Origin of the sequence: Caldalkalibacillus salinus (genome assembly GCF_016745835.1) — a bacterium.
Lineage (GTDB): Bacteria > Bacillota > Bacilli > Caldalkalibacillales > JCM-10596 > Caldalkalibacillus_A > Caldalkalibacillus_A salinus.
Genome location: NZ_JAERVL010000004.1, coordinates 43,071 through 57,048, shown reverse-complemented (window position 1 = coordinate 57,048; position 13,978 = coordinate 43,071). Strand labels below are relative to the sequence as shown.

The 13,978-nt window shown below is 41.8% G+C and carries 11 protein-coding genes and 1 tRNA gene; 4 read left to right on the top strand and 8 right to left on the bottom strand.

Annotated elements, in window-relative coordinates; all coding sequences use genetic code 11:
* Nucleotides 1–2: 2 nt before the first annotated feature.
* The 4 genes from JKM87_RS03995 to JKM87_RS03980 form a co-directional block, all read right to left on the bottom strand.
* Nucleotides 3–1,214 carry a NupC/NupG family nucleoside CNT transporter gene (locus JKM87_RS03995; RefSeq protein WP_202078212.1) on the bottom strand — a complete coding sequence of 404 codons (1,212 nt, stop codon included), beginning with the start codon at nucleotides 1,212–1,214 and terminating at the stop codon, nucleotides 3–5.
* Nucleotides 1,215–1,390: 176 nt separating this feature from the next.
* Nucleotides 1,391–1,555: a XapX domain-containing protein gene (locus JKM87_RS03990; RefSeq protein WP_202078210.1), complete on the bottom strand. Its 165-nt coding sequence runs from the start codon at nucleotides 1,553–1,555 to the stop codon at nucleotides 1,391–1,393.
* 133 nt (nucleotides 1,556–1,688) lie between these two features.
* Nucleotides 1,689–3,494, bottom strand: coding sequence for an ABC transporter ATP-binding protein (locus tag JKM87_RS03985; RefSeq protein WP_202078208.1), 1,806 nt, complete (start codon nucleotides 3,492–3,494; stop codon nucleotides 1,689–1,691).
* A 12-nt stretch (nucleotides 3,495–3,506) separates the two neighbouring features.
* A complete protein-coding gene (locus tag JKM87_RS03980) occupies nucleotides 3,507–5,273 on the bottom strand; it encodes an ABC transporter transmembrane domain-containing protein (protein WP_202078206.1) in 1,767 nt (588 codons plus the stop codon).
* Between the two features lie 364 nt (nucleotides 5,274–5,637).
* Here JKM87_RS03980 and JKM87_RS03975 point away from each other — a divergent pair.
* From JKM87_RS03975 to JKM87_RS03960, 4 genes are all read left to right on the top strand, one after another.
* Nucleotides 5,638–5,713: transfer RNA gene (locus tag JKM87_RS03975), tRNA-Ala, on the top strand.
* A 47-nt stretch (nucleotides 5,714–5,760) separates the two neighbouring features.
* A complete protein-coding gene (locus JKM87_RS03970) occupies nucleotides 5,761–5,910 on the top strand; it encodes a hypothetical protein (protein ID WP_202078204.1) in 150 nt (49 codons plus the stop codon).
* A gap of 208 nt (nucleotides 5,911–6,118) precedes the next feature.
* Nucleotides 6,119–6,628 carry a DUF3231 family protein gene (locus JKM87_RS03965; protein ID WP_202078201.1) on the top strand — a complete coding sequence of 170 codons (510 nt, stop codon included), beginning with the start codon at nucleotides 6,119–6,121 and terminating at the stop codon, nucleotides 6,626–6,628.
* A gap of 402 nt (nucleotides 6,629–7,030) precedes the next feature.
* The gene (locus tag JKM87_RS03960; RefSeq protein WP_202078199.1) at nucleotides 7,031–9,208 is read left to right on the top strand and encodes an ATP-dependent Clp protease ATP-binding subunit; all 2,178 of its coding nucleotides are present in this window, start codon (nucleotides 7,031–7,033) and stop codon (nucleotides 9,206–9,208) included.
* A gap of 209 nt (nucleotides 9,209–9,417) precedes the next feature.
* Here JKM87_RS03960 and JKM87_RS03955 read toward each other — a convergent pair whose 3' ends face one another.
* From JKM87_RS03955 to nrdR, 4 genes are all read right to left on the bottom strand, one after another.
* Nucleotides 9,418–10,851 (bottom strand): hypothetical protein, encoded by a 1,434-nt coding sequence (locus tag JKM87_RS03955; RefSeq protein WP_202078197.1) that lies wholly within the window; start codon nucleotides 10,849–10,851, stop codon nucleotides 9,418–9,420.
* Nucleotides 10,852–10,971: 120 nt separating this feature from the next.
* On the bottom strand, nucleotides 10,972–11,907 hold the full coding sequence (gene dnaI, locus JKM87_RS03950; protein ID WP_202078195.1) for a primosomal protein DnaI: 936 nt from the start codon (nucleotides 11,905–11,907) through the stop codon (nucleotides 10,972–10,974).
* 1 nt (nucleotide 11,908) lies between these two features.
* Entirely contained in the window at nucleotides 11,909–13,435 is a 1,527-nt protein-coding gene (locus JKM87_RS03945; protein WP_202078192.1) for a replication initiation and membrane attachment family protein, read from the bottom strand.
* Nucleotides 13,436–13,473: 38 nt separating this feature from the next.
* Nucleotides 13,474–13,929: a transcriptional regulator NrdR gene (nrdR, locus tag JKM87_RS03940; RefSeq protein WP_202078876.1), complete on the bottom strand. Its 456-nt coding sequence runs from the start codon at nucleotides 13,927–13,929 to the stop codon at nucleotides 13,474–13,476.
* Nucleotides 13,930–13,978: the final 49 nt, after the last annotated feature.

Here is a 13,978-nt window from a genome sequence, read left to right as displayed (position 1 = left end):
GCTTAAAATAACATACCCGCAATAGAGGCACTTAACAATGAGGCAAGTGTCCCTGCGATAATGGCTCTTATCCCCATTTTAGCGATATCACCTCTACGTTCAGGCGCAATACCGCCTAAACCTCCTAATAAAATCCCTAGTGAAGATAAGTTTGCAAAACCACATAAGGCGAAACTGATAATAGCCACAGTTTTCTCCGACAACTGGTCCATAGACTCTGTAAAGTTGGCGTAAGCGACAAATTCATTAACCACAATTTTTGTTCCAATAAATTGCCCTGCTGTGACTGCCTCACTCCAAGGGATACCAATGGCAAAGGCGATTGGTGCAAAGATGGCACCTAAGATCATATTAAGAGATAACGCCTCGTAACCTACCAAGCCACCGACAAAGCCAAGAAAACCATTGATCAGAGCAATAAGGCCAATAAAGGCCATTAACATTGCTCCAACGTTCAAAGCAAGTTTCAAACCTACTGACGCACCATTAGCTGCCGCATCAATCACATTCGCAGATTCTGAATCTGCCTCGAGTTCCACACTCTCGTCTGAGCGACTCTTATCTGTTTCAGGTACTAATACCTTGGCCATGATTAAACCGGCTGGAGCAGCCATGAAACTGGCTGCGAGTAAGTATTCTAACGGTACACCCATCAAGTGATAACCGAACAATACCGAACCGGCGACAGAAGCAAGACCGCCCGTCATAACGGCAAACAACTCAGATTGTGTCATTTTTGATACGTACGGTCGAATGACAAGGGGGGCTTCCGTTTGCCCCACGAAGATATTAGCCGTGGCAGATAAGGACTCTGTTTTACTTGTACCTAAGGCCTTATGTAGTGCCCCACCGATAATACGTATGAACCACTGCATTACACCTATGTAGTACAACACAGAGATTAAGGCAGAGAAAAAGATAATAATTGTAAGGACCTGAAAAGCAAAAATGACAGCCCCTTCACCACTTGCTAACTCGCCAAATAAAAATATGGAACCGTCGTTTGCGTAATCAATAATATTGGATACAACCTCGGTGAGTTTGGTTAAAGCTTGTCTACCCAATTCCCATTTTAATACAAGAAACGCAAACGTAAGCTGTATGGCAAGTCCTCCTAGGACCGTCCGCAAGCTGATCGCTTTACGGTTAGTGGATAACAGAAAAGCAATCGCAAAAACAGTTAAAATACCGAGAATCCCCCATAAAAAATCCACCTAGAACACCTTCTCTCATAATTTTGTTCTTTTTACATTCTTTCAAATTTTAGGCGGTTTTATGTACGCCCACTTCATGTAAGCGATAACACCAACCATACCTCTAAAAGCATAGCAATCCCTATGAAAAATGACAAGCGTTACAGGGGTAATCTTTTGGGGCTCCCCCCTAATATCTAAAAAAGACTCATGATTTTATCCGCTAGGACCCCTCCTAAATACACACCCACAATCCCCATAACACCAGCCAATACAGGGGGCGCAGGCAAAGGAAGACGAATCAACTTAAATACGAGCCCAACGATAATACCGGCGATTAGAGCTAAAAAAACTTCTTTCATGACGACCATTCTCCTTTTTATGTATCTTACTAGGACACCACAGATGCCTTAATTAGCATATCTCAGATATAAAGAGGGAGACAACCTTTTTGTTGTCTCCCCTTATTCTTAGTATAGTTTTATCCCGCTTAGTTTATCCCGCTTCTAATACATTAAATTGAGAACGAACAAGATCATAGTATTCACCCTTCTGTTGCATGAGCGCCTCATGATTTCCTTGTTCTATAATTTCACCGTGATCTAATACGAAAATATTGTCTGCTTCTCTAATCGTCGATAGTCGATGAGCAATCATGATTGCCGTTCGACCTGCCAATAACCTTTTCAACGCTTTTTGTATCATCACTTCTGTTTCTGTATCAATGCTCGCCGTCGCTTCGTCTAGAATGAGAATTTGTGGATCAGCGAGTAACGTTCTGGCAAATGAGAGCAATTGCCTTTCTCCCATAGATAACACGTTTCCACGTTCTTCTACTTCTGTTTCGTATCCGTTTACCAATCGCTGGATGAATGCGTCTGCACCTACAGCCTTAGCAGCTTCAATCACTTCCTCATCCGTGGCATCAGGGCGTCCAAAACGAATATTTTCCATAATCGTACCAGAGAAAATAAATGTATCCTGTAAAACGATACTGATCTTAGTTCGCAGACTATCCAGTGTAAGGTCGCGCACGTTTTGCCCATCGATTAGGACCTCCCCACCCGTCACATCATAAAAGCGACAGAGGAGGTTGGTGATGGTTGTTTTTCCTGACCCGGTATGACCGACTAATGCGATGGTCTGTCCTGCTTCGATTGTGAGGGACACATTATTCAGAGCTTTACGGCTATGATCGTACCCGAAATCAACGTTTTTAAATACCACTTTGCCTTCAATATGATCCAACTGAATAGCATCCTCTTTTTCAGGGACGGATGGCTTTTCATCCATGAATTCAAAAATACGCTCCGAGGACGCCATAGCCACTAACAACTGGTTATATAGCTGTCCTAACCTAGAGATCGGTTCCCAGAACATCCCTAAGTAGTAGGCAAAAGCAACGAAGGTCCCCGCTGTTATCGCACTTTGCTGGTATAAATAAGCCCCGTACAGAATGAGGATCGCCGTCCCGATCGCCCCCGACATTTCTACAAATGGTCGGAAGATGGCATTCTTCTGAGTGGCATCACGCCAGGATTCAAAATTCTCTTCATTTATTCGATTAAAAAAGCCCATATTCTCTTTTTCTTGTGTGTACGCTTGTGTGACACGAATACCTTGGATACTTTCATTCAAGTGTGAATTCAGTTTTGATTGTCGCAAACGTACCACTTGCCATGACTTTCTAATCTTTCGTCTAAGCTTCGTTGAAATAAAGAACATCAATGGCAATACAACCATGATCGCCAACGTCAAACTTGGGCTATAGAACAGCAGAATAACGATAATACCCACTAACATGATGATGTCCATCAAGAGGTTAATCACACCATTAGTGAATAAATCCTGCATCGAGTTAATATCGTTCGTGACCCTCACCAGTATGGAACCTGCCGAACGTTGGTCAAAAAATCGATGTGAGAGCCGCTGGATATGTTTAAACAACGCTTGCCTGATATCATAGATAACATTCTGACCTAATTGATTCATCCATTTTATCCGGAACACATTAGCCACGTAGTTCAAGGTATACATGCCCGCAATAACCATTGTCAGGATGACCAGAAAAGAGTATTCCTGAATGTCAATCATATGGTCAATAGCAGACGCAATCATGAGCGGTACAATAAGTCGAACGCCAGTATTAATCAGCATGGCGATAATCGCTAACGGTAACAGGCTCTTAGCGTACGGCTTCATATAGGAAAAGAGTCGTAACACCTGCGACCAGTTAAATGGTTTCTCAATCGCTGTATCTATCGAATATTGAAAACGTTCACGTTTCGTTTGTTGAGACATATTCACTCCCCCTTACAGCACCGCTTGGTTCTGCATAACCGTTTGTCGGTCCTTGAACTGTATGTCGTAAATGCGTCTGTAGGCTCCATTTAATTCGACGAGTTCGTCGTGGGTACCTCTTTCGATGACCCTTCCTTTATCAAGCACTAAAATCTCGTCAGCGTGACGAATAGATGAGATACGGTGGGCAATGACAAATGTTGTCCTGCCGTCCATCACTTCATGAAGTGCAGCCTGGATCTTAACTTCGGTTTCCATGTCTACGGCACTTGTGGCGTCATCCAATATAAGAATACTCGGATCTATTAAGAGTGCTCTGGCGATAGCCACTCTTTGTTTCTGCCCTCCCGATAGTCCCATACCACGTTCACCTAACATGGTGTCGTAACCTTCAGGAAGTTCCATAATAAAATCATGCGCTTGGGCTCTTTTAGCCGCATCTATGATGTCATCCATACTCGCCTGTGGACGCCCATAGCAGATGTTATCCTTAATTGAGCATGAGAACAGAAACGTTTCCTGTAGGACGACACCTACATTTTTCCTTAATGTTTCTAGGGCGTAACGCTTGATATCAATATCGTCAATGGTGATATCCCCGTCGTTTGCCTCATAAAACCTTGTCAACAATTGCGTCAGTGACGTTTTACCTGATCCCGTGGCCCCGATGAGACCTATCGTGGTGCCCTTCGGTGCATCAAAAGACACGTCATGTAAGGCATATTCTTCCTCATCTTCACTATAACGATGGCTCACGTGCTCAAAACGCACATGACCTTCTAAACGCTCGCCAGTTAACTCAACGGGTTGGGAAGGACTCACGATATCTTCTGGGACATCTAGCACTTCTAATAATCTTTCCCCAGACGCTTTTGATTGAGAAAAAGTATTCACAATAAACCCTAACTGCATCATCGGTCCAATAATAAACCAAACTAAACTAAAAAAGGCAACGAGGTCCCCAGGATTCAAAGTCCCTTCAATTACTAGAAAGCCACCATAAGCAAGCAGTACGACCACACATATATGTCCGATAAATTCCATCATGGGAAAGAATTTGGCCCATATGCTAGATGTATGGAGAAAGCTTTGTTTATAATGATCGTTTTTATCAACAAATCGTCCGATCTCAAAGTCTTCTTTAGATAAGGATTTGACGGTGTTCATCCCACTGATGTTTTCTTGTACCTTTGTTGTTAGCTGAGCAAAAGATTTACGGATGTTTGTAAAAGCAGGATGTACCTTTTTATCAAATCGAAAAACCACGATCGCTAGAAAAGGCATGGCACCTAATGTAACCAAAGCCAAGGGTACGTTTATGTACAGCATAATCCCCAAACTGAAACTGACCAACAGAACAAAGTTAAGTAATTGAGCAAAACCAAAGGAAAGAAAAAAACGAAAGCCTTCTACGTCTGCAGTCAAACGGGACATGAGGTCTCCCGTTTTAGCGTTATCGTAATAGCGGAAAGGTAAATATTGAAGCTTTTTATATAACGCATTACGTAGCAAATACACAGCACGGATGCCAAACATATCTCCAAAGAATTGATGAATGTAGGTCGCTATTCCCTTCAGTGCCATAATGAGGATAAATCCAAAGGCGAGATAAGGGACCAACTCCCATTGACCTGCAAGAAATACGTCATCAATCACAAACCTTAGGATCAATGGATAAACGACGGTAATTGCCGTTGCAAATATAAGCCCTATAATAGAACCAAAAAAGAAACGCTTATAGGGCCAATAAAAGGCTTTTAACCTTTTAAAGGTTTCCACAACATCCACCCCTTTTTTAGAAATGTCAAAAAAATGACAATAAACATAATATATCGGTTATCGAATTATTTTTCAACCCCTATTTCCATATTTTAGACACAAAAACATTTAAAAAGTTTCGGAACTTTATATTTTCTTGCCCTTGCCTTTAATTTTAGTCACACGAAGGAAGCCCCGTTTTGATTAAAACGAAGCCTTTCCTCGTGACAACATCTTATGCACTGCTACCGTCGTCTTATGACAGCAAAAAATAAGTCATCAATTAATATATAAGACAATGAATCAAAAATGAGTTGCATTTGCGTTATAAAGTTGCTATAATTATTCTCGCAAAGCATACACATGTCTTTGCTCATAACATTTTGGGGCATTAGCTCAGCTGGGAGAGCGCTTCGCTGGCAGCGAAGAGGTCAGCGGTTCGAGCCCGCTATGCTCCACCATACATAAACCATTAAAAAAACTTATAAATACAAAGGAGTCAACCTGTATGGTTGACTTTTTTTATTATCAGAGTCAACAGTCAGCTGACGAGGTGGTTGACTTCAATTGGACACGAACGTGCTTTGCTTCTACATGGAGTCGATGGAGTCGAATTATAACCGGTCAAAATGTTGTCGTCGATGGCGGTTTAGCATGAATTAATATTAAGTTTTTATTTTTCACTGGCCCTGGCCCCTAAGGGGTCTTTTTTTTATATAGCTCTTCCCACTCCTCTAATGTCTAACTTCTTAATTACAATGATTTTTATCCCATACATAAAATGTCAAAGACAGGTTATTTTAATCAATAGACAACATTTTATAGGTGGTAAATACATGAACATAGATTTTATTAGGAGGATGAAAATGGGAATATTAAGTGGAAATCCAAAAGAAGAGCCAATGCACTATGGAGAAGTTTATGGGACATGGACATTTTTATTGATGGCAAAAGGGAAATTAGTTTCCTACCAAACACTCATTAATCATGTGGGGGATGAAGATTTAAAACAGCTTATCCTGAACATTATGGACAATACAAAACAAGAAATAGAGCAATTAGAGCAGGTACTGAAGGAAAATGAAATCGGGTTACCCCCTACACCTCCTGAAAGGCCTCACGCTAACTTAGAAGATATCCCTACCGGTGCACGTTTTAATGATCCTGAGATCGCGACGATGATCGCAGCAGACAGTTCGGCGGGTCTAGTCGCATGCAGTACATATATGGGTCAAGGCATCCGAGAAGACCTTATCGCGATGTACGCTCAGTTCCACACACAGCGTGCCACGTTAGGAGGGAAAATGCTAAGATTACTAAAAGAAAAAGGATGGTTAACTCCACCCCCACTTCATTTAAACAAAGTGGAAGAATAAACTGATCACATAGTTAAAAGAAGTCTTATAGGTTGATTTAATCTATAAGGCTTTTTTTATGTGCCTAAAAAATAAGTAATACACTGCCCCCTCAAAATTCATCCGACACAACCGTTTGATCAAGCTAAATCCTCCACGTCTTTATGGGGGATTTTTATTTTCCAATGATCCCCACTTGAAAGTCAAATATGGTCAAATTATAATGGTTAGCAAAGGTCAGCTAAGGTCAAATTAAACTGGTTAAAATACATCATACGTTAGCATCAGACTTTTTTTTATGTTAAAAGACACTGTCTGTCTAATGGCACTGTATAGTGTTTGACGTGTTTTATTTAATTTTTTAGGATTACATTTTATGATTTATACAATAGATCATTACGAACATTATAAGGGGTGAAAAGTATGCTATGTGATCATTGTCATCTCAACAATGCTGATATAAAAATGTTTGTACAAACGAACGGACAAAAACACCAACTCAATTTGTGTGAATCATGTTATCGAGAGTTGAGAGCTAAAATGTCATCGTCAGATATGAACCCTATGATGGATGGCTCTTCCTTTAATGATTTCATTCATGGTTTGTCTTCTGGTGATGGTCAATCAAAAGAAGGACAATCTCAAAAACGCGCTGGTGGCGGACTTCTCGATGAGCTCGGTACCAACCTTACCGAATCTGCCAAGGCGGGACTGATTGATCCCGTTATAGGCCGAGATAAGGAAGTCACGCGTGTCATTGAAGCTTTAAATCGACGTCATAAAAACAACCCTGTCTTGATCGGGGAACCTGGGGTCGGTAAGACGGCTATTGCAGAAGGTCTTGCGCTTAACATGATAGAAGGACAAGTGCCTTCTAAACTAACGGATAAAGAGATCTATCTCTTAGATGTGGCCTCACTCGTCTCCAATACGGGGATTAGAGGACAATTTGAAGAACGAATGAAGAATCTCGTAGCAGAGTTACAAGAACGTCAAAATGTCATATTATTCGTTGATGAAATTCATCTTATCGTCGGAGCGGGTTCTGCCGAAGGTTCCATGGATGCTGGTAATATTCTAAAACCAGCACTCGCACGTGGTGAGCTTCAATTAATCGGAGCCACAACGTTAAAAGAATATCGTCAGATCGAAAAAGACGCTGCTTTAGAACGTCGACTACAGCCTGTCATGGTTCATGAGCCAACTGTGGAAGACGCTATACAAATCTTAAAAGGGATTCAAACAAAGTATGAAGATTATCACGGTGTGCAATTTACAAACGAGGCCATTGAAGCTTGCGTAAACCTCAGTCATCGCTACATTCAAGATCGTCATCTACCAGACAAGGCGATTGATCTATTAGATGAAGCAGGTTCTAAGGCAAACCTCTCAGTGACGCAACGAGATACAACTAACATTGAGAATCAGATAGAACAAGTCAGGGCCCAAAAAGAAGAGGCCACCCGAGTAGAAGACTACGAACAAGCCGCTAAACTTCGTGATAACGAACAAACGTTACTTGAACAATTGGAACAAGTTAAAACGCAAAATGAGGGTTCAACAAATCTCAATGTGCAAGTAAAAGCGACGGATATTCAACACATTGTTGAAAATAAAACGGGTATTCCGGTTAGCAGACTACAGGAAGACGAACAGTATAAACTTAGGGCACTGGGACAACGTCTCTCCTCTAAAGTGATTGGGCAATCCGAAGCGATAGACAAAGTTACTAAAGCAATACGTCGGAGCCGCACTGGGTTAAAACGTCATAGTCGTCCAGTGGGAACATTCCTTTTTGTCGGTCCAACCGGGGTCGGAAAAACTGAACTGAGCAAGAGTCTGGCTGAAGAGCTGTTCGGTGACCGGGATGCCATGATTCGCTTAGATATGAGTGAATTTATGGAAAAACATGCTGTATCTAAGTTAATCGGCTCTCCTCCAGGTTATGTTGGACACGAAGAGGCCGGACAATTAACGGAAAAAGTGCGTCGCCAACCTTATAGCATTATCCTACTTGATGAGATTGAAAAAGCTCATCCTGATGTCCAACACATGTTCCTACAAATTCTAGAAGATGGCCATCTCACTGATAGCCAAGGTAGAAGAGTGAGTTTCAGGGACACCGTGATTATCATGACAAGTAATGCTGGTGTCACCGAACGCAAAGGAACACTCGGTTTTGCTCATGACGCTGAAGCACAGCAAAGTTCAGTGGTTCAATCCCTTAGCGGTTACTTCAAACCAGAATTTCTTAATAGATTTGACAGCATTATCGAATTCCAACCTCTAGGCAGAGAAGATCTTTTAAAAATTGTGGATATCATGTTAGAAGAGCTGCAAACAGCGCTCGCTGAACAAAACATGACGTTGAACGTCACTTCTGAGGCGAAAGAGAAACTTGTGACGTTAGGTCATTCATATGAGTTTGGGGCACGTCCTTTACGCAGAGTGGTACAGGAGCAGATAGAAGATCGTATCACTGATATACTCTTAGAATCTAACGATGTGACCCACATCACCGTTCATTTCTCTGATCACGGTCAATTGAAAGTAACTTCAAATGCAGTTAGTGAAACACAATCACACGTTCATTATCATTAATTGAAAATCTAGTCAAGTCATCTGGCTCAAAACAAGCATCCTGTGAGATAAACGTGCGTGATGTGTTTATATGGAGATGTTTATTGATAAAATACAGAACAGAATATAAGTCATAGCCTAAACCTGTAACGGATGAGCAGGTTTAGGCTTTTTTATTTATAAATACCACATCTTTTTATATACTCAAAAATATAATCTACACAGTCTAATTAGAAAAAGAGGATGGCCACGATCGTAGCGGTTATTAAGCCTAGTATAACAGGGATAAAATTGGATCTGACTAAGGTCATTACGGGGACTTTAGCAAAACCTGCGACGGCTACAAGTGACGACCAAGCTATCAACGTCCCCCCACCAACCCAAATCGCACCTAACTGTCCCAAAGCAGCTAAGGTAACGGGATCCATGCCCACGGCTGCGCCGAGAGGCTCTGATAAGGCGCCTGTAAGGGGTAATCCGGAGAAGCCAGATCCATCTAAACCGGTCACCATGCCAAGTAACAGTATCCCAAACGCACTAAACCAAACATTCTCCGGAATGATATGCTGCCCTGCTTCAAGCAATTCGAATAAAAACGCTGGCGCTTCTGACGATTGACCGATTATTTTAGTCGCTGTTTCCCCACTCCCTAAGAAAAAGAATCCAGCGATAGGCAGTACAATTCCCATCGCTTTAAAAGCAAATAATAGGCCTTCAATAATGTGCGTACTAACCTGTTCTAATGAAGCTTTAATGTCTTTTGTTAAGGTTGTCGTTATAAGCAGCATTAAAGCTGCACCCCCTATAAGGGCTGCACCATCTCCACCCTGAATCGTCTCCATATGGGGTGAAAATTTTGCATACGCCATGTAGACCACGATGAACAAAAATGTCAGTGGTACAAAGAAAGCAAAACATTTCCCTTTTAACTGATTTTTTGTCATCGTTATTTGTTGGCTCTCATTACTTTCAGCACGATTTACTTTCCTATTTTCTTTCTCCCACTGCTGAAGGTGGGAATCGGAAGGGTTTTCCATTTTTTTTCGTAAGGATAAGTACGCGATAAAGAGTGCCGTCCCACCTGCAATCAATGATAGGGTAAGTGCACGGTCTGAAATTGCAGCGACATCTAGTTGAGCCGCACTTGCACTCAATGTTGGCGCAATTTGAATAATATAATCTGACGAAAGCGCCATCCCCTGTCCTGATATCGCAATCGCCATTCCTGCACCCACAGCGGGTAGCCCAGAGCGAATGGCCACGGGTATAAGGATGGCTCCAACTAAAGGAACCGCCGGTGTTGGCCAGAAAAACAATGAAATAGTATAAGTCACAAGGACGAGAACCCAAAACGAAATATGGGCATTCTTCATGATACGCTGAAAAGGAATAATCATTTTCTGATCTGCCTCAACAGTCTTTAGAGCATGTAAGAGTGCTGTCATCACGGCAATAATGAGAAAGATATCAAATAGTTCTCCTGCGGCTGTTAAACTTGCTTTAAACATAGACTGAAGACCCACAATGATTGACCCTGAGTAACTCCACGTCACAAAAAACGTCACTAAAATGGCCGGTACGACAACATTTCTTCTGAATAGCATTGTCACGATGATGATGAAGGTGCCTATCAAATATAACCAATGGGATAACGTAATGTCCAAGACCTCCCCCTCCTTCAACTGATACTGCAGTGTATGAGAAGAGGTAGGCGTTCGTGTATACAGGTTGTGACCCCGTACAAGCGGTAAAAAAAAGAGACACCCGATTGTACGGGGTCTCTTTTAAGAACGACTCCTGCGGTTAACACCATTGACGAAATAGGCGTCCGTATAGTGACGTATACGCTCCATGATTCGTTTAGCTTTTAGCTGCTCAATCCCGCCCTTTTGAGAATAAGCAAGGTGCTCTTCTAGTTGTTCATAGTTATAGTTAGACGTATATAAAGTGGGCAAACGCTCCATGACGCGGTATTGTAGTATAGAGCCCAGCACTTCATCCCTAGCCCAGGCGGACATCGTTTCCGCACCGATATCATCAAAGATCAGGACAGGTATTTCCTTTAGAAGCTGTAGTTTCTCATCTACTTTGTGTTCAGCGATAGCCCCTTTCATCTCACGGAAGAAATCGGGCGTATATACCATATAACTCGCAATCCCACGCTCAGCCAACTTATTGCAAGCAGCCCCTAAAAGAAAACTTTTACCGACACCTAAGGGACCATAGAGGTATAACCCTATTGCACTTTCCCTAGGCTTTGTATTTAAACAAAAATCCATGACAGCGTTAAAAGCGTCCAGTCGCCCTTGGTCTTGGTGATCAAACAGGCGTAAGGACCCTTCCATGATATCTTTTGGCACATGATGACTTTGTATGAGATTCTCACGTTTGTTTTCTTCTTGAGATTTCATGTAATAGTGACAAGGTTGATACACGTTTCCAATTTGCTGACCGTAGTTTGTTAATTCAGCACAATGGCCTCTTATCAAGTTCTGGCACTGGCCCAAACCACCACATCCCTGACAATGTTGTTGCTCTTTGACATACTCCTTTATTGACGTCAGAAATGGTGTGAGATCATCTTTGGTCCAATCAGGGAACTGCTGCCACCATTGTTGAAAAAAAGGATCATTGAGATAACGTTCTAGGGTTGCGTTCATCTGTTGGTGCAGATTCTTATTGCTCATCCATTGTTCTAAAGATTTACTTAGGGCTTCCATTTTATCTCTCCCCCTTTCCTTCTTCCTCCCACTCACCTAGCGCTTTCAGGAGCTGTTCCATTCTTTTTCTCTTATGCTCATCACTCATAGAAGCTTCTGAAGCTCCTGTTCTTTCACTATCTGACTCGATCTGTTGCTCGTTCCCATCCGGCGTATGTGCATTTTCTTGCTGGGTAATCCATGATGGGAGTGTGTCTTTTTTGACCTGCTTGGGATACATAGCATTTGAGTAGCCTTTGGAGCCATTTCCTTTAGTCTTGTGGCCTGACTGCTGATTTTTCCATTCTTTGTATTGCTGGTGTTCTTTCTTGGCCAGCTCTTGGGCTTGTACTATATCTTCAACTTTTGCTCTTTTCCAATGTGCAGCCACTTTTGTGACAAGATTTTTCGGTAGCTTAAAATCATTGGTCAGATAGATATACTCAATTAGTACATTGACAACACCCGGTAACAATTGGTAATCCACAAGGAGTTCTTCAACCAGTTTCACATCGGCATCAGCGACCTTGCCTCCACCCTGATATGCTTTAAGTAGTTGAAGAGGCGACATGTTTTCTAATCGATGCAAATGTTTCTGCTCATCGGACATGTTCATTTCCTTATGTATCTTTTTTTTATGTTGTGGCTGTATTTGATGAATGACTTTCGGTGGTTTACCACCTTCTTGTAGACGATACCATTCTTTTGCTTTTTGACGAAATTGATTCATGTCTAGTGCTTCGTCAACGGATAAAGCGTCCTGAATAATACGACTTAGGCTCCATTCATCTAACTGGTAAAAATAAGTCAGTTTTTTGATGATGGGTAGCGTGTCTTCGTTAACAACCTGTTCAAACACAATCCCCTTCATCATGTACGCACGTAGCTGATCTAAATCTATATCCACTTTCTCAAAAGCCAGCTGGGCCGTTTCATGATCGGGCTCAGGGACGGGGTAAGTTTGCTCCCATTCCTGTAATACCTGCTGTATCTCGCTCCCCTTATTCACGACAAGTTCAGATGGAGAAATAGATGAGAACACTTCATGAAATTCTTTGGTTAGCTCTTTATTCTGAAGTTGTATATCTTGAGAAGGGGGTGGGTAATATGAAGAATACCGTGCACGGATATCTTTATATCTGTTAGCCCCAACCTTATTATATAAACAAATACTTAATATATCATCACTAAAGAACGCTTGAGGTGAAAGCGGCTGTATCAAATGATACTCAAACAAACTAAACTCATCATCCTTTTTCACTCGATACGTCTTAATCAACCCTAAGGCTTCTAAGCGCAGTCGTGCCTGATAAATCTGATCGAGGGCTAAACCCATCATATTCATTAGCCATTGATGATTTCGCTCAAAAGAAAATAAGCGTTCCCCTTCGGCTTCGTGAGCCATCGTAAGGTACAACGCATAGGAATTAGCACCCATAATAGGTTGATATAAGTGTGTCAGAGTACGATAGTGCAACGGTGATAAAGCATCACTTAATATCATTCGAAATCCGTCCATGGGTCGGATCTCATTCCAGACGAGGGCCATAATTTCCCTCCTTCGTAACAGTCATTTCTTCTCATATATTAAGAGCGCTTCAGGAGGTCTGTCAACTCATTTATAAAAACCGAGATATCTTTAAATTGACGGTATACAGAGGCGAATCGCACATAGGCTATTTCGTCTACTTTGTATAGCTCGTCCATGACTTTTTCGCCTACCTCTTGACTTGGGACTTCTTGATGTCCCACACTTCTTAGCTCGTTTTCTATATTGTGAACAATATTTTCCAGTTTTTCTAATGGAACAGGTCTCTTCTCGCACGCTCTGATGAGACCACGTAAGATTTTCTCACGACTGAATTCTTCTCTCATGCCATCTTTCTTAATCACCATTAGTGGCGGTTCTTCTACCATCTCAAACGTCGTGAATCTCTGGTTACATTCTTCACATTCGCGACGGCGACGTATCGATCTATTTTCATTTGATGGTCGAGAGTCTAATACTCTCGTGCCAAGATGTCCACAATAAGGACAACGCATCTTCATCAACTCCAACGTGATATTATCTTTAGTGTGGCTTATTCTCGCC